At 57.9% G+C, this 15982-nt stretch carries 18 protein-coding genes and 3 tRNA genes; 12 read left to right on the top strand and 9 right to left on the bottom strand.

Features of this window, described 5'->3' with window-relative positions:
* Positions 1–209: 209 nt before the first annotated feature.
* Positions 210–935 carry a phosphatidylcholine synthase gene (gene pcsA, locus ACQZ5N_RS23325; protein ID WP_269827566.1) on the bottom strand — a complete coding sequence of 242 codons (726 nt, stop codon included), beginning with the start codon at positions 933–935 and terminating at the stop codon, positions 210–212.
* A 209-nt stretch (positions 936–1144) separates the two neighbouring features.
* Here pcsA and ACQZ5N_RS23320 point away from each other — a divergent pair, with 209 nt between their 5' ends.
* Positions 1145–2353, top strand: coding sequence for a UbiH/UbiF family hydroxylase (locus ACQZ5N_RS23320; protein ID WP_448734261.1), 1209 nt, complete (start codon positions 1145–1147; stop codon positions 2351–2353).
* Here ACQZ5N_RS23320 and ACQZ5N_RS23315 read toward each other — a convergent pair.
* Both ACQZ5N_RS23315 and ACQZ5N_RS23310 read right to left on the bottom strand, forming a co-directional pair.
* On the bottom strand, positions 2337–3275 hold the full coding sequence (locus tag ACQZ5N_RS23315; protein ID WP_174056950.1) for an AEC family transporter: 939 nt from the start codon (positions 3273–3275) through the stop codon (positions 2337–2339). The two genes, ACQZ5N_RS23320 and ACQZ5N_RS23315, sit on opposite strands and share 17 nt — an antisense overlap.
* 34 nt (positions 3276–3309) lie before the next feature.
* Positions 3310–4056: a cytochrome c biogenesis CcdA family protein gene (locus ACQZ5N_RS23310; RefSeq protein WP_003523449.1), complete on the bottom strand. Its 747-nt coding sequence runs from the start codon at positions 4054–4056 to the stop codon at positions 3310–3312.
* 282 nt (positions 4057–4338) lie between these two features.
* On the opposite strand from ACQZ5N_RS23310, the gene ACQZ5N_RS23305 reads away from it, so the two are divergent.
* Positions 4339–4414, top strand: a tRNA-Lys gene (locus ACQZ5N_RS23305).
* A gap of 127 nt (positions 4415–4541) precedes the next feature.
* Here the strand turns inward: ACQZ5N_RS23305 and ACQZ5N_RS23300 are convergent.
* The 3 genes from ACQZ5N_RS23300 to ACQZ5N_RS23290 form a co-directional block, all read right to left on the bottom strand.
* Positions 4542–5357, bottom strand: a complete 816-nt coding sequence (locus tag ACQZ5N_RS23300) for a hypothetical protein (RefSeq protein ID WP_448734260.1) — start codon at positions 5355–5357, stop codon at positions 4542–4544.
* Between the two features lie 192 nt (positions 5358–5549).
* Positions 5550–6824, bottom strand: a complete 1275-nt coding sequence (locus tag ACQZ5N_RS23295) for a D-Ala-D-Ala carboxypeptidase family metallohydrolase (RefSeq protein WP_448734259.1) — start codon at positions 6822–6824, stop codon at positions 5550–5552.
* A gap of 156 nt (positions 6825–6980) precedes the next feature.
* Positions 6981–7421: a VOC family protein gene (locus ACQZ5N_RS23290; RefSeq protein ID WP_059760310.1), complete on the bottom strand. Its 441-nt coding sequence runs from the start codon at positions 7419–7421 to the stop codon at positions 6981–6983.
* A 192-nt stretch (positions 7422–7613) separates the two neighbouring features.
* Between ACQZ5N_RS23290 and ACQZ5N_RS23285 the strand changes: the two genes are divergently transcribed.
* Both ACQZ5N_RS23285 and ACQZ5N_RS23280 read left to right on the top strand, forming a co-directional pair.
* Positions 7614–8192, top strand: coding sequence for a cold-shock protein (locus ACQZ5N_RS23285; RefSeq protein ID WP_004442353.1), 579 nt, complete (start codon positions 7614–7616; stop codon positions 8190–8192).
* Positions 8192–8674, top strand: a complete 483-nt coding sequence (locus tag ACQZ5N_RS23280; protein ID WP_448734258.1) for a DUF192 domain-containing protein — start codon at positions 8192–8194, stop codon at positions 8672–8674. Before ACQZ5N_RS23285 ends, ACQZ5N_RS23280 begins: the two co-directional genes overlap by 1 nt.
* Before the next feature lie 60 nt (positions 8675–8734).
* Here the strand turns inward: ACQZ5N_RS23280 and ACQZ5N_RS23275 are convergent, their stop codons facing one another.
* Positions 8735–8983, bottom strand: a complete 249-nt coding sequence (locus ACQZ5N_RS23275) for a BON domain-containing protein (protein ID WP_003522642.1) — start codon at positions 8981–8983, stop codon at positions 8735–8737.
* Positions 8984–9196: 213 nt separating this feature from the next.
* On the opposite strand from ACQZ5N_RS23275, the gene ACQZ5N_RS23270 reads away from it, so the two are divergent.
* Positions 9197–9466, top strand: a complete 270-nt coding sequence (locus ACQZ5N_RS23270) for a DUF982 domain-containing protein (protein ID WP_035262940.1) — start codon at positions 9197–9199, stop codon at positions 9464–9466.
* 213 nt (positions 9467–9679) lie between these two features.
* Positions 9680–10822, top strand: a complete 1143-nt coding sequence (locus tag ACQZ5N_RS23265) for a ceramide glucosyltransferase (protein ID WP_448734287.1) — start codon at positions 9680–9682, stop codon at positions 10820–10822.
* 53 nt (positions 10823–10875) lie between these two features.
* Here ACQZ5N_RS23265 and ACQZ5N_RS23260 read toward each other — a convergent pair.
* Positions 10876–10952: transfer RNA gene (locus tag ACQZ5N_RS23260), tRNA-Pro, on the bottom strand.
* 266 nt (positions 10953–11218) lie between these two features.
* Between ACQZ5N_RS23260 and ACQZ5N_RS23255 the strand changes: the two genes are divergently transcribed.
* Positions 11219–11524 carry an ETC complex I subunit gene (locus tag ACQZ5N_RS23255; protein WP_003507982.1) on the top strand — a complete coding sequence of 102 codons (306 nt, stop codon included), beginning with the start codon at positions 11219–11221 and terminating at the stop codon, positions 11522–11524.
* Between the two features lie 48 nt (positions 11525–11572).
* Positions 11573–11649: transfer RNA gene (locus tag ACQZ5N_RS23250), tRNA-Arg, on the top strand.
* Positions 11650–11959: 310 nt separating this feature from the next.
* Here ACQZ5N_RS23250 and ACQZ5N_RS23245 read toward each other — a convergent pair.
* Positions 11960–12889, bottom strand: coding sequence for a LysR family transcriptional regulator (locus ACQZ5N_RS23245; RefSeq protein ID WP_448734257.1), 930 nt, complete (start codon positions 12887–12889; stop codon positions 11960–11962).
* Between the two features lie 113 nt (positions 12890–13002).
* Here ACQZ5N_RS23245 and ACQZ5N_RS23240 point away from each other — a divergent pair, with 113 nt between their 5' ends.
* The 4 genes from ACQZ5N_RS23240 to ACQZ5N_RS23225 all read left to right on the top strand — a co-directional run bounded on the left by ACQZ5N_RS23240 (position 13003) and on the right by ACQZ5N_RS23225 (position 15916).
* Positions 13003–13755: a 3-oxoacyl-ACP reductase family protein gene (locus tag ACQZ5N_RS23240; protein WP_448734256.1), complete on the top strand. Its 753-nt coding sequence runs from the start codon at positions 13003–13005 to the stop codon at positions 13753–13755.
* A gap of 26 nt (positions 13756–13781) precedes the next feature.
* Entirely contained in the window at positions 13782–14381 is a 600-nt protein-coding gene (locus ACQZ5N_RS23235; RefSeq protein ID WP_448734255.1) for an NADPH-dependent F420 reductase, read from the top strand.
* Between the two features lie 185 nt (positions 14382–14566).
* Positions 14567–15130, top strand: coding sequence for a hypothetical protein (locus ACQZ5N_RS23230; RefSeq protein ID WP_448734254.1), 564 nt, complete (start codon positions 14567–14569; stop codon positions 15128–15130).
* Between the two features lie 276 nt (positions 15131–15406).
* Entirely contained in the window at positions 15407–15916 is a 510-nt protein-coding gene (locus ACQZ5N_RS23225; protein ID WP_448734253.1) for a nucleotidyltransferase family protein, read from the top strand.
* Positions 15917–15982: the final 66 nt, after the last annotated feature.

Below are 15982 nucleotides of genomic sequence, written 5' to 3'. Positions count from 1 at the left end.
TTCCAGTCACGAGTTCCCTCTCTCACCAACCGTCATGCCTTCTTCGAGGCGTTTCAAACGGTTGCGGTAATTGTTCCCAATCCCGCACCAAAAAGTATGCAATGATACGCGATCAGAACTTATTGATAACGGTTTTGCTGCTGCGCACAACTGAAAAAGAAGCCGCTTAAATGCAATTTGCACAAGCAATAAACGGCTTTACCCTTTTCTTATTTCGCGCCGAGCGAGGGGAAAAACTGCAATATTCCACCGATGCAATAAAGATAGATGCCGCTCGCCACAAAGCCGATCACGGCCCAGGTCGGGGTTTCGAAATGCATCAGCAGCGAATAACCGCCAAGCGCGCACCAGATGAACACGACAGCGAGATTGAGCGGCCGCAATCGCTTCACCCGCACCGGATGCAGGAAGTTGATCGGCAGGAATGTCAGGAACACCGAAAACGTAACGACGGCCATGGCCGTTGTGGCGCTGGCATCCATGACGAACAGGGTGAACACCACCATGTTCCACACCACCGGAAAGCCGGAGAAGAAATATTCGTCCGTCTTCATGCCCATGTCGGCATAATAAATGGCGCTAGACACCACGATCATGCCGGCCGCCACGAAGGATAGCGGCTCGCCGATCATGCCACTCTGGTAAAGCGCAAAGGCGGGCAAAAGCACATAGGTCACGTAGTCGATGATGTTGTCGAGGGTATCGCCCGACCAGTTGGGCAGCACTTCCTTCACCCTGACCTTGCGGGCAATCGGGCCGTCGATGCCATCCACCAGAAGCGCAAGCCCCAGCCACCAGAACATGTCGACGAAACGGTGTTCGGCTGCGGCGACCACACCGAGAAAAGCCAGGAACGAGCCGGAAGCCGTGAGCATATGAACGGAAAAGGCGCGGATTTCCGCGTAGGGAACACGCTTATAGTTGAAAATTTTCATAGTCAGCGTCTGTGCCCCGTTTTTTCATCCGCCTGTTCATTCCGGTATGCGGCCATTCACCACGCTTTGCAACCGGCTCAATCCGCTTATCCTAAGACTAATATCGCGGCACAACCAACGAATCTTCGCAACCGGATGTTCCGGGACCGAAGTGGATTTACCCGACCAAAGCCTTTATGATGCTTTGGAAATAACAACGGATCAGGACCATGAGACACTTCGATATCGCCATCACCGGTGCGGGACTTGCGGGCCAGATCGCGGCCATCGCGCTGGCGCGGGCGGGCCGCCACGTGGCGCTCATTGCACCTTCGAGCGACAGGAAGGACCAGCGCACCACGGCGCTGATGGACCAGTCCATCCGCTTCATGGACCGTATCGGCCTGTGGTCGCGCATCGCGCCTTCGGCCGCACGCCTTTCCACCATGCAGATCATCGACGGCACCGACCGCCTGCTGCGTGCACCCACCGTGCAGTTCCGTTCCTCCGAAATCGGGCTGGACGCCTTTGGCTGGAACATCCCCAACGAAGCGTTGCTCGGCGTTCTGAGCGAAGCGGTCGGGCAGGAACACAATATTACCCGCCTCGACACGTCCGCCGAGACAATCGACATCGGCAACGACCGCGTGACGGTGACGCTTGCGAATGGCGAAACGCTCTCCGCCGATTTCCTCATCGGTGCGGATGGCCGCAAATCCATGGTGCGCGATGCTGCCGGCATCGGCGTCAAATCCTGGTCCTATCCGCAGACGGCCATTGTTTTGAACTTCGGCCATAGCCGGTCGCATGGCAATGTCTCGACGGAATTCCACACTCCCACCGGCCCTTTCACCCAGGTTCCCCTGCCTGGCAACCGCTCCAGCCTCGTCTGGGTCGTCACCCCGCAACAGGCGGAGGAATTGACGGCGCTGCCGCTGGAGGCGCTTAGCCTCCGAGTCGAGGAGCGCATGCAATCCATGCTGGGAGCGGTCACCGTCGAGGACAGCGTGCAGGCATGGCCACTCTCTTCCATGACGGCGCATCGCTTCGGCAAGGGCCGCGTCGCCCTGATCGGCGAGGCTGCGCATGGTTTTCCGCCCATCGGCGCGCAGGGGCTGAACCTCAGCCTGCGCGACATCATCGCACTGACGGAATTGCTGAGCGCCGTCTCCGACCGGCCGATTGCGGCCGATGCCGGCAGCAGCTTCGACCGCAGGCGGCGGGCGGATGTGTATAGCCGCACGCTGAGCGTCGATCTCCTGAACCGCTCGCTGCTTTCCGATCTCCTGCCGGTGCAGATGGCGCGCGCGGCGGGCCTGCACGTGCTTTCCGGCATCGGCACGCTTAGAAGCATGGTCATGCGCGAAGGCATCGAACCGGGCCGCGGGCTGAAGGCCTTGCCCTCGCTGCTGTTCGGCAGCTTCAAAAAGGCTGGATGAAATACACCACGCCGGTCAGCGTGAGGACCGACAGCACCGTCGAGATCAGGATCGTTGCCGACGCCCGCTCCTGCCAGACGTGATATTGCTGGCCAATGACGAAAACATTCGTCGCGGTCGGCAGCGCGGCCAAAAGCACGGCCGAATAGATCCACACCGGCTCGAACCGCCCGAGCGACGAGAGCAAGAGATAAGCGGCGAGCGGATGCAGGATCAGCTTTGCCGGCACGATATAGCTGATTTCCACCGGCACCCGTTTCATCGGCCTAAGCGCCAGCGTCACGCCCATAGCAAACAATGCGCAGGGCGCTGCCGACTGCGCCAAATAATCCACCAGCCGCTGCACCGCCTCCGGCGGCTGCCATGACAGCGAGGCGGCGAGAAAGCCAGCGATCACCGACACGATAAAGGGATGGGTGATGACCTTGCGCGCCACATCCAGCGCAAGCTTCGCCGGGGAGCGCTTGTCTCCGCCCGCAACCGCCATCATCGCCGGGGCGACGATGAAGTGGGCGGCATTTTCCAGACAGACGATCAGCGCCACCGGCACCGCCGCCTTTTCGCCAAGCGCCAGAAGCGCAAGCCCCGGTCCCATATAGCCGATATTGCCGTAGCTTGCCGCGAAACTCTGGATCGTGGTTTCGGCAAGGCTGTTTTTCCGCACGAACCGGCCGATCAGGAACACAGCCAAGAAAATGCCATAGGTGCAGGCGAGACTGGCCGCGACGAAATCCATCCGCGCCAGTTCTTCCACCGGCGTTTTCGACACCAGCTTGAAAAACAGCGCCGGAAGCGCCGCATAGATGATGAAGGTGTTCAGCCAGCCCATCGCCTCGACCGGCTGCTTCGTGATGCGCGCCGCCCCGTAGCCGATGAATATCAGGCCGAAAAACGGTAACAGCAATCCGACGATATCCGTCACTATGTTTCCCCCGCAAGCAACTCCAGCGGGAGGCTTAGCCGATTTGCATCAGGATCGGAAAGGTCTCCTGGAACCAGATCGCCACATTGGTGATAAAACCGGACATGAAAGCGAGACCGGTCAGCACCAGCAATACGCCGAGCAGCTTTTCCACGAGGCCGAGATGGCGGCGGAAGCGGACGAGGAAACGCATGAAGGAGCCGGAAAACGCCGCCGCGATCCAGAACGGTACCGCAAGGCCAAGAGAATAGACCGCAAGCAGCGCCGCACCGTCGCCAACCGTATCGCGCGCGGCGGCGACGCCGAGAATAGCCCCCAGAACCGGGCCAATGCAGGGCGTCCAACCGAAGGCGAAGGCAAGACCCATGACATAGGCCCCGGACAGCGTGGCAGGCTTGCCCGCCCCCTGAAACCGCGCCTCGCGCGAAAACAGGCCGATGCGGAACACGCCGAGGAAATTCAGGCCCATCAGAATGATGATGAAACCGCCGATCTTGGCGAGAATATCGAGATTCTGGCGCAGAAGCGTGCCGATCGTCGAGGCGCCCGCCCCCAGCGCCACGAAGACCGTGGCGAAACCGAGCGTGAAGAAGAAGGCCGAAAACAGCACGGCCCTGCGAATCTCCGGCCGCGGCGCGGTATCTTCCGTCCTGAACTGCTCGACCGAAACACCTGCCATATAACAAAGATAAGGCGGCACCAGCGGCAGAACGCAGGGCGACAGAAACGAAAGAGCGCCGGCCAGAAGCGCGCTGAACAGGGAAATATCGGCAATCGACAAGAAAGAACTCCGCATTCCGCAAAGCCGCCGCGATTCTCGAGCTTCGCCGGCACTTCACTCTTCATTTTCGTGCATGTCATTGCTGCAAAAGGATTTCACCCGTTCGGCCGACATGTCTGAAGCCGGTTTTATCCCCAGCCGCCCCCTCTCTCCAATCACCTTTTCGGGGGTGCGACAAAAAAAACCGGATTGATTGTCGAAACCGCTTTTTTTGGGTTGACCGAACGGATCGCTCTACCTATGTTCCGCGCACTTCCGAAGGGCAGCCAAGCCCCGACATGGGAGAGCGTAGCTCAGCCGGTAGAGCAACTGACTTTTAATCAGTAGGTCCAGGGTTCGAATCCCTGCGCTCTCACCACCCAACGCATGATTCTCACAAATACCATCGTGGTGAGAGTAGTTATTTTTCGGCCAGAAGACATGCGTTGGCGATGAACCTTTTCAGAAAGCCAGATAAATATAGCGGCCGACCGCTATCCTCTTTCTTACTCAGGCAGATCTATAACGTCGTGCACCGTGACGACTGAGTACGCAACTGGCTTACCGCTTTTCATCTTAACGAGCACGTCCACCACAAAGCCCTTCTTGTAAACATTTTCGTCTGCCTCCCGAATTTCGCGCTTGATTGTGCCCTCAGCAACCTCGCTGCCATACATCAACGCCAAAGATTTTTCGGAAACTTCTTCAATCAACACGCGCTCGCCCGAAGACCTGCCAACAGCCGCATCATTAATATCTGACCGAGTGAAAACCATTAGCACTCTTTCATGGTGAAAATGGTCTGGCCTCATCAGGAGCTTTTTCCTGTCTTCGATATTGACAAGAGCAGTGCGGGCCTCAGGTGCTGAAAAGACAAAAGCAGCTTTTATTACTCTCTTTCCGTCTTCAAAGTAGGCCGCCTCTAAACGATGTCCTCCGAGTGGATCGCAGGCAATCGATCTCGCGGCATCTGCCCAGTCTTTGAGTTCTCCAGGAGTCTCCAGTTCTCCCTTCGGAATACGCCCATTCAATAGCGATTTGAAACGCGCGCCCCAACGCCTTACGAAATCTTCAAGGACTATTATCTGGTCCATGCTGTTTATCGCGGTAACCGCGAGACCAGTCACCACATCTGCCTCGATGCAGCCCTGCCGGACTTCCCGGATGAACATCTGAGGTTCCGTGTGAACACCCGGGTATTCTCGCTCAATATATCGGTCAAACTCGTTCGCTAGCGACGTGAAGGCGCCGACGAAGTCACGAAGTTCAACGAGCTCGTGCGTATCGAGCTTTAAGGTGAGTAATGCTTTGCTTGCCCCCATTAGTTGAGCATACGAAAGTCTTTCTATTTGTCTACAAGGGAATTCCGGCTTTCGGCGAGTAAAGCAACGCAATAACGCTCATGAGTGAGCTTTTGCAGGGTGACGGAGAATCCGCTTTTAAACCCTAGAGAAATCTGCAATCCAAAGGTCTACGCATTGGGTTCGATGGCCCGATGAAACCCAATCAGGAGATCATTTGCGCGCGACAGTACGGCGGCAGCGCCAGTTCCAGTCTCTTGGCTCGCCCGTGTCCATGTGGACCGATTCGGTGTGGCAATAGGTGCCGACGCCGCCGCGTTCCGGCAGGGAACGCAGATAGGTGGCAAGCTCCCATTTGGAGACGCCCTTGATCTGGATGTCGGCGGCATCGCAGGTATAGTGCTTTGAGCCCTGCCTTATGCCCTTCGGCGGACGATAGCCCGAGGTGACGATCGCCGGGCTGTTGTAGTGGCGCTCCACATCCTTGATCATCCGCACCAGTTCCGGCTTGAAACAGCCGACTTCGACGCGGTCCGTCTGCAGGAAAAGCCCGTTCGGGGCGACGCGGGTGAGGCCGGAGAGCGAAGCGAGCTTCATCAGGCCGGTCGGCTGGTCATCCTCTTCATCGAGATGGGCGTCGTCGAATTCGTCGGACATCATCGAGCGGCCGGAAAGGGCGATGCCCATCGTCCCGTCCGAAACTCCGGGCAATGCCGCGACCTGCGTATTGCCGGCCGTGCCGCTTTCAATCATTTTCGGCAGGCGCTTTTTGGCCGCACCGGCGAAAAATGCCGCAAGCGTTACGCCCTTACCCTCGCTTTCCTGCCCCTCGCCCGCCGCCCTGGCGTCCTTGGCTGGTTGCGCGGCAACGGCCGCGAGCTGTTCCGATGCCGACTGCGGCACGGCTACGGGAACCGGCTGACGATTTTCGCTGTGCTGTTCCGCCGGCGCCTGTGCGGCTGGCGGGACCTGAGCCGGCGTTGCCATCGGTTGCGGCTGCGCCGCCTGCACCGGTGCCGAATAGACGCTGCTGACGGCGGGAACGATTCTCTGGGAAGGAGTACCCGTGGTGGCGGTCGTGCCTGGCGCCCCTGCAGCACCGACGGGCGCTGCTGCTGCGGATGCGGTGGAATAAATGCTTGTCGTGCCTGCGGAGATCGCCGTTGGCTGCGTCGTCAATCCGCCGATATCGGGAGCGGCGCCATAGGCCTGCGCCGGGCCGCCCGATGCCTGCGGCTGGGCTGGTGCGGTCGCTCCGGCCGCCGATGCCACGGCCGGATCCACATAATGTCCCTGTTGCGCGCCGGCCGCAGCAGTTGAAGCGGCGGTCTGCGGCTTCTGTTGTGCGGAAATTTCCGGCTTTTTGGTCGCCGCCGCCATCTCGTCGTCGGTCACCGCCGAAACGCATCCGGAAAGCCCGAGCAGCGAAACCGCGATGACGAGACGCTGACGGACCAGACGTCCTTTCGCGCTCTCGACAGTTGTCATGGGTGGCCTCCGTATCTTGCATTTCCAACAGCAGCACGGGAACGGGCGCGTGTGCTTCCCCAAAACGGGACTGGCCGTTTCGATTCGCGGACTATGCCTCATCCCCTCGGGACAAGGCAAGAGCACCCGAAAACGCCGCTGCTCACCGGAAAATCCCTACCAGGAACCGGTATTCTGCATAGATATCCACGGTTCGGCTGGTGCGAGGCTTTCGCCCTTCTGCAGAATTTCGAAGGAAATACCATCCGGCGAGCGCACGAAGGCCATGTGTCCGTCGCGCGGCGGCCGGTTGATGACGATGCCGTTCTGCTGAAGCCGGGCGCAGAAATCGTAGATATTGTCGACCTCGTAAGCCAGATGGCCGAAGTTGCGGCCGCCGGTATAATCCTCGGTATCCCAGTTATAGGTGAGTTCGAGACACGGCGCCTTGTTTTCCTTCGCCGCAGCAATGTCGTCGCGCGCCGCAAGAAACACCAGAGTGAATCGGCCTTTTTCGTTCTCGATTCGGCGTATTTCCTCAAGACCCAGCAGGTCGCCATAGAATTTCAGTGATTCGCCAAGGTCTTTGACGCGAACCATTGTGTGCAGATACCGCATTTTCTTCCTCTCCATTACACGGGTCCGGAGCCGTTAAACGCATGATGGCAAGCCCCGGACAAGGACGGCGACATAAAAGCAGCTGCGTAAATCAAAAACTAGGGCTTGCGTGAAACCGTTACCAAGATGTTAATCTGGCGCACAGGAATCAGTTGACCGGTGTATGGCGCGTAATCGAGGGGTTGGCAGGATATGGCTGATAGGATGTCATCGAAAACGATAGTCGATGTCGAGGACCTTTCGGGCGATGCCGTGGACCTGACCGAAATTACCGGCGTCGTGAAGTGGTTCGATGTCGCCAAGGGTTTCGGCTTCATCGTCCCCGACAACGGCACGCAGGATGTGCTGCTGCACGTCTCCTGCCTGCGCCGCGACGGTTACCAGACAATTCTTGAAGGCACGCGCATCGTCGCCCTCATCCAGCGGCGCGACCGCGGTTTCCAGGCATTCCGCATCCTGTCCATGGACCAGTCGACCGCCGTTCACCCCTCGCAGCTGCCGCCGGTGCGCACCCATGTGCAGGTAACGCCTTCGAGCGGGCTTGAGCGCGCCATCGTCAAGTGGTTCAACCGCACCAAGGGTTTCGGCTTCCTGACGCGCGGCGAAGGAACGGAAGATATTTTCGTGCATATGGAAACGCTGCGCCGTTTCGGCCTGACGGAGCTTCGCCCCGGCCAGGTGGTGCTGGTGCGTTACGGCGATGGCGACAAGGGCCTGATGGCGGCGGAAATCCACCCCGACAACCCGGTTTCCATCGGGATGTCGCATTGATGTCCGCCCTGCCCCATATGGTGAAAAGCGCCGTTATGGCGCTTCTTTTTTTCACGCTCGCCGCCGCCGCCCAGGCTCAGCAACAGCAGACTTTCACCTCCGAACCGCTGCAGATTGAAACCGCCGGGGGAAAGAGCCACGATTTCACTGCCGAACTGGCGCTGAACAACGCCCAGCGCGAACAGGGCCTGATGTTCCGCAAGAGCATGCCGCTTGAAAACGGCATGCTGTTCGATTTCGGTGAGCCGCGTGACGTCGCCATGTGGATGCGGAACACGCTTATTCCGCTCGACATGCTTTTCATTGGCCGTGACGGCCGCATTACCCATATTCACGAAAACGCGGTTCCGCGTTCGGAAGCGATCATCAGCTCCCGCGGGCCTGTAAAATTTGTGCTTGAACTGAATGGCGGCACTGCGAAGCGCTATGGCATCAAGCCGGGCGATATGGTTCGCAGCGCGCAAATCGGCAACCGGAAATGACGTTGCCGCGTTATTGCGTCTGAATGAGCCGGACGAGCTTTCGCCCGGCTGGCGCAATATTCAGTAGACCGGCTCGATATGGCTCAGAATCCGGCAATTGGAAATGGAAGCGGCAAGGTTGATGGCGATGTCGATCGCCTCGACCGAATCGGCGGTGCCTTCCAGATAGATCACATCATTTTCGACAGTTGCGGAAATACGCGACTTCTCGAGACCCGATTCGAAAGCCAGAGCCGACGTGATTGCCTGGCATACGCCGGCCATGCGGTCTCCGAAGAAGCTTTCCTGAATGCCTGACAAATTGAACATATGCGTTCTCCTTCTTATGGACATAACAACGCCCTGAGGGCGGTTTTGTTCATCTCCGGTTCATCTATTTGTTCATCTTCCATTCATCTTGGAAAATTGGAACCCCCTGATCGATCACATTTTAGGTGATCGGGAACCATTTCGTGAGGCGGGCATTTCGCGCATGGGAGAATGAAAGACCTTCAAGGCAGGTAAAACAGGGAGGAGAATGACATGCTGATTAACAGAACGGAGCCGTGTCACCACGCCTCGTGGATGAAGCCGGTGGCGATCCATCTGCCGCTGTGCGTCGCCGTGGAAATCTACAGCCCGCTGGTGGCGCTGGACATGCTGATGTACCGTTGGCCCGAGGAACACGGGCCGGAATATGAAGAGGCACGCAGGAACTGCCTCGATGCCATCGCCGGCAGATGCGACATCGAGAAAGCACGGGAATCGTTTCTTGTCGCAAGCAGTCATGCCCATATCCTGAACGTCCATTAAAATTCATCGACCGTCATGACGATTGGGCCCTTCTATGCGGAGGGCTTTTTCTTTTGCGCGCGGCGTCTGCGACGCTTCCATGCACGGCGCAGCCTGCACACCGGCCGATGATGACATGTAACTGTCACGCAAACGTTATAATCGGCAGAGACGAATTCCATGGAATCGATTGGCGCGCAGACCGCCAAAAGCTTGGGAGTGGAACTGGCCAGCATGGAAACTGTCTTTGCCCTTTGCGCAATTCTGCTCCTCGGCTTCAATCTTCTCGGCATCGTTCTGGCCGGCTGGCGACTGACGAGACGGGACGCGGAAAACGATCTTGTCCGGCAAAAGCCGCCTGTCTCGCTCGTGGTACCGCTGCGCGGCGTGGAGAACTTCACGCCCCTGACGCTGTCGCGCGCCTTCGAACTCAACTGGCCCGATTATGAGCTGCTGTTCTGCGTCGCCGATGAATTCGATCCGGTGATCGAGGAAGTTCGCAAAGCGCAAGCCGCCTTCCCCTCGGTTTCCATGCAATTGCTCATCGGCGATGACCGCATCAGCGCCAATCCGAAACTGAACAATTGCGTCAAGGGCTGGCGGGCCGCCCGGCATGAGTGGGTGATTCTGGCCGATTCGAACGTGCTGATGCCGAAATCCTATATTGCGACCATGATGTCGGCCTGGCGGCAGGATAGCGGGCTGGTCTGCTCGCCGCCGCTCGGATCAAGGCCTGCGGGTTTCTGGGCGCATGTGGAATGCGCCTTCCTCAACGGCTCGCAGGGCCGCTGGCAATATGCGGCGGAAGCCATCGGCATGGGCTTCGCGCAGGGCAAGTCGATGTTGTGGAACAAGCCGTTTCTGGAAGGCAATGGCGGCATTCGCGCGCTGGCCGCTGAAATCGCCGAAGACGCCGCTTCGACGAAGCTGGTGCGAAGCGTCGGCCGCAAGGTGCATCTGGTCTGCGCCCCCTTCGAACAGCCGCTCGGCCAGCGCCATGCCGGCGAGATCTGGTCGCGCCAGACCCGCTGGGCGCGGTTGCGACGCGTGACCTTCCCGCAATATTTCGCGCCTGAAATCCTCACCGGCGCGCTTCCCCCGCTCCTCTTCGCGCTCGCCGCCGCCGCCATGATGGATGTAAACCTCGCCGCAACCGCCTTTGCCGTCCTCGCCCTCATGTATGTGCCGGAACTTGCGCTCGCGGCCCTCAACCGCTGGCCGATATCGCTCCATACGCTGCCGGCGATGATCGCCCGCGACATGATCATGCCTGTCGTCTGGGCGCGAAGCTGGATCGGCAGCGCGGTGGCGTGGCGCGGCAATGTCATGACGATCGGCACGGCGGAGAGCACTCTGGCCGGTCCGTCCGCGGAATAAATCACGGCTATTTGGAAGAAGTTACGCCGGAAAGCTGATGTTTTGCTTTAAAATGGTCGGAGTGGAGAGATTCGAACTCCCGACCCTCTGGTCCCAAACCAGATGCGCTACCAGACTGCGCTACACTCCGCCGAGGCGATGGCTGGGGAATACACGGTTCACCCGCAGTCCGCAACAGGGAAATTCATCTTTGTTCAGCCACGGCCCGCATGAGCAAAACGTAACCTCGAAACGATGGCGCAGGATCGGACGGCAAGGGGATAATCGTCTTGACTCTCACCTGAAGTCAGTCCATTTCAAATTCAACGTTCCTGACACGATTTGGTTATTCTATTCAGGTACGTGATGAATAATTCGGGGTGTTTCGCCCCACTGTCCAACCGGAGCAGTTTCGACATGTCTGCGAAGATTTACCGCCCTGCAAAAACCGCCATGCAATCCGGCAAGGCGAAGACCAATGTCTGGGTTCTGGAATTCGACGCCGAGGTTCCGCGCAAGATCGATCCGATCATGGGCTACACCTCCAGTTCCGACATGAAGCAGCAGCTCAAGCTGACATTCGAGACGCAGGAACAGGCCGAAGCCTATGCCCAGCGCAAGGGCATCGAATACCGCGTCATCCAGCCGAAGGAAGCAACCCGCAAGGTCGTTTCCTACACCGACAATTTCCGTTTCAACCGCACCCAGCCCTGGACGCACTGAAACACAACGATCAAAGTTATTGCCGGAGTATCGATTGCCCGGCATGACGGCCCCTTAGCTCAACTGGATAGAGCAACTGCCTTCTAAGCAGTAGGTCGCAGGTTCGAGTCCTGCAGGGGTCGCCATCTTTTCTGCAACGCCAGATACGTCCGGATTATCGCAAGATGATTGCGCTCCGTAGGTTTGTCGCTATTTTACTTGGTCGGGTCGAAATGCTCCAATAGGTTTGTCCCCAGTCACCAAACATCACAATTCCATTGCCGATTCTGGGACTACGAGCCTCTCAGGATTGATGACTGGATAAGTAGGCGGCAAAGAGCACAAAAGACTGTCTGAGGGGCGAGTTAGCGTGTTGGAAAACCCAGAGTGGCATGTATTTTCGGCGTGCACTCAATCCCGCAGGGCCTCATTTGAAAGCGCCACCAACAGCGAACGCTATCCCAACGTACCTGCAAATCGTTCAGGCCACCTATTGCGTTGAAAGACCTCGCCGATGAAATCAATGAACACACGGGTTTTGGTCGGTAGCAAGGTCCGGTTCGCATAATAGATCGAGATCGGACCAGCGTCCGCGTACCAGGCCGGGACAAGACGGATAAGCTCGCCGTTCTCCAGGTAGGACAATGCGTCCGGCTTCGCGATCATAGCGACGCCAAGTCCCATAACGGCAGCCGATCGCATTGCGGCCGGGTCGTTGACGACGATCCTTTCCTTCAGTGCCGCCGACTGCTCTTCACCTGCGACGTTTCGCATCTGCCACTGGCGAATTCGCCCTGTACGCATCGAACGCATGACGATGCCGTCCAATTCAATCAGGCTAGATGGATCATGAGGCGGAATGCGATCCTGCATGTATGACGGCGAGGCAACCGCGATGATATGGGCCGACGCCAAGGTCTTTGCGATGATGCCCGGTGTCAGGTCGAACCCACCCCCGATCGCCGCATCGTATCCCTCGGTGATCAGGTCCACCTGCCGATTCTCGAACATCCACTCCGGCCTGATCCGCGGGTATCGGCATATGAACTCGGGCAACGTCGGAAGAAGGTATTCAACTCCAAATGTGGGACTCATACTGAGTCTCAGCACGCCTGCCGGTTCGGCCTGTTCGTTGGATGCCTCGGCAATCGCACCCTGAAGGCTATCCAGGTGATTACGGACCGAATGAAGGAAGCGCTCGCCCGCCTCCGTAAGCGTGAGGCTTCGCGTGCTGCGTTGGAAAAGCCGAAGCTTCAGGTTGGATTCAAGGGTGGCGACGTTCCTGCTGACCGCCGCTGGCGTTAAACCCAGTCTGCGGGCCGCCGAAGAGAAGCTTCCAAGCTCGGCGCTGCGCACGAAGGACTCCAGATTTGCCAGTGTTTCCATAACGCATCTTTCAATGATTGCTTGAAATTAATAACAGTCAATTCCGTCTAATCATAGAGGAATAAAAGGGCGATATTCACTCCATCGAAACCAAAGCAAATGGAGTGCTTCCAATGACCAACACCTCTTTGAAACTGTCCGGCAAGACCGCTCTCGTCACGGGCGGTTCCCGTTCGATCGGCGCAGCCATCGCAAAGCGCCTTGCGGCAGATGGAGCCGCAGTCGCCATCACCTACAGCGCATCGCCGGAAAGGGCAGCAGCAGTCGTCAAAGACATCGAAAACGCTGGTGGTCGTGCTATCGCCATCCATGCCGACTCCGGGGACCCCGAATCCGTACGTGCCGCCGTGGCCAAGACGGAGGAAGCGTTCGGCTCCCTCGATATCCTCGTCAACAATGCCGGCATCGCACTCGGCGGTTCGATTGAGGACATAAAGTTCGAAGACTACGAGCGCATGATCGCGGTCAACGTAACCGGTGTGTTCGTCGGCACGCAGGAGGCCGCCCGTCGCATGAAGTCGGGTGGGCGCATCATCCATATCGGTTCGTCCATGGTCCGGTATGCAGCCTTCCCGACAGCCTCTCTCTACACACTGACGAAGGGAGCCGTTGCCGGCTTCAATCGCAGCCTCGTGCGAGACCTCGGTCCCAAGGGCATCACCGTGAACACCGTGCACCCTGGCCCGACCGACACCGACATGAACCCAGATGGAGGTCCCGTCTCGAAGATCGTCGGCCCCGGCATGGCTATCGGACGATACGGCAAGGACTACGAGGTTGCCAGCGTCGTTGCCTATCTCGCCAGCCCGGAGGCTGCCTTCGTAACCGGCGCTGACATCGTCGCCGATGGCGGCTTCACCGCCTGACCATCAATCCAACCTGGAGACTTCCCATGTCTATTGGTATCATTGGAGCCGGCGAGATCGGCTCCGCATTCGCCCGCGCGCTGGCGCGAAACGGGATCGCTGCAACGATCTCCAACAGCCGAGGTCCCGACACGCTTCGGGACTTCGCACGCGAACTGACCCCACACATCACGGCAGGCACCATCGAGGAAGCGGCCGAAGCCGATCTCGTGCTGGTCGCCGTTCCGTGGTCGAAATTGCCAAAGGCATTGATGGGCCTTCCGGATTGGGCCGGCCGCATCGTGATCGACGCCAACAACCCGATCGAGCGTCCGCTCTTCCAGCCAGCGGAACTCAATGGGCGACTGTCGACCGAAGTCTTCGCTGACCTGGTACCAGGCGCTCGTGTCGTAAAAGCGTTCAACCACCTCCCTCCGCATCTGCTCTCTGGTGATCCGCGCGCTGAGGGTGGAAGCCGCGTCCTCTTTTACTCGGGAGATGACACGAGATCGAAGGCAGAAGTTGGTGCGTTGATCGCCAGGCTGGGCTTCGCGGGAATCGATCTCGGTCCGGTCTCGGTCGGCGGACAGCTCGTGCAGTTCCCGGGCGGGCCGCTCCCTGCACTCAACCTTGTGAAATTTGGGTGACTAACATCGGACGCACGCTGCGAGAAGCAAATTCTGTTGTCATAGCGTGCGTCGCTTCGCGTCCGCCGTCGCTACAAAAATCAAGAATTCGACGAAAAAATCTCCAGTTTTAATAAATCGCCGGTGAAATCCGGGCATCTTCGCTTTCGCAGTTAAAGGTGACTGCGGAAAAACGGAGCAAGCCATTGAAATATTTGGCAACGACCTGCCTTGTAAGCGAGGTTGCTAAACCACGCCAAAAGCCCCACGTCTTGGAATTCATTGCTACGAACACATTCGTGTTCTCGCCCGAGACCCTGATTGACGTTCAACGCGGAATCCTTAGGACGTCGAAGACGAATCCTCAGAGAGCCGCCGAGCTTCGCGAATGGCTTTCCTCTGTCAGCGGCAGTTGGCCTCTTGCATCTGGCCGAGAGCAAGAGAAAGCAAAATTAGTTGCAACTATGCTGGAGTGCCGCGAACTGAAGAACATCTGGCTGCCCCAACCAAAGGTAGCGCATCCTGGTTTCGGATACCATGTGTCGATCGCAGCGGCGGCGATTGCATACGAGCTTCCGCTTGCAGGCTTCGGGATCGATACCTTCCTGCAAATCGATCGCTATTTCAGCCTACCCGGCATATTCGACCTAAAAGACGAGAGCTGGCGATCGGCTGCAAGCGAATGCCGCACGGTCGATTGGAAACAGGTCAGGACGCAGTTGCGGCAATCTTTGGATGGTCGACAAACGCCTGGAAGGCGGGCGGCCTAACGAAGCCGATAGGTCGCCCGAACCACTTCAACACTCAACATCCAATCAGCAGTCATTCACAGTGATTGCTAATCTTCAAGGCGGGTATTGCGTAAAACGCTTTGTCTGCCTTGAAGAGAGTTATGGCCGGCAAACCTTAATAAAACACCGGCGAACCTCCTCGCAGAAGTGGCTCCTGTATTCTCTGTGAAGTTAATCAAATAAGATGTGCCATGCAAAAGCCAGCGCGATAGCGTGATATTTGGAATCAGTTTAGCCGTTTGAGGGAGGATTTACGTGAGCGACGAACTTCATCTTGAATTGCAAGCGATCGTCTACAAGAGCCCGCTGCTCTCTTCGATCCTTAACAAATGGGATGAGATTGCTCTGCCTGATTCCTGGCTTGTCGCTGGTGCCGTAACCCAAACGGTTTGGAACCACGTTTTTGGCTTCTCACCCATTTATGGCATTCAAGACGTCGATATTGTCTATTTCGACGCCGACGATCTTTCTGAAACCTTGGAGGCCGAACACTCTGCCCGTATCCGAGCCGCATTTTCTGACCTGCCATTCTGGATAGATGTGAAAAATCAGGCCAGAGTACACTCTTGGTATGAGACCAAGTTCGGATACTCGATTAAGCCGTATACCTCGACAGCCCAGGCCATAACCACTTTTCCGACAACGGCAGCAGCTGTGGGACTCCGACCTGGCCATACTAAATTGGAACTGTACACTCCCTACGGACTTTCTGACTTACTGAGTGCCATCGTCCTGACCTTGCCCCCAAGTTTTATCCAGTTTTGAGTTCGCTCCAGCGGTTTTGGGTTGCTGTATTCGGGGCGGTAGCGGCGGGGTGCGGTGCGGAGCCAT

This window comes from Agrobacterium sp. 22-221-1 (genome assembly GCF_053522445.1).
The sequence above is the reverse complement of the archived record's forward strand: the minus strand, read 5'-3'. Positions and strand labels throughout refer to the sequence as shown.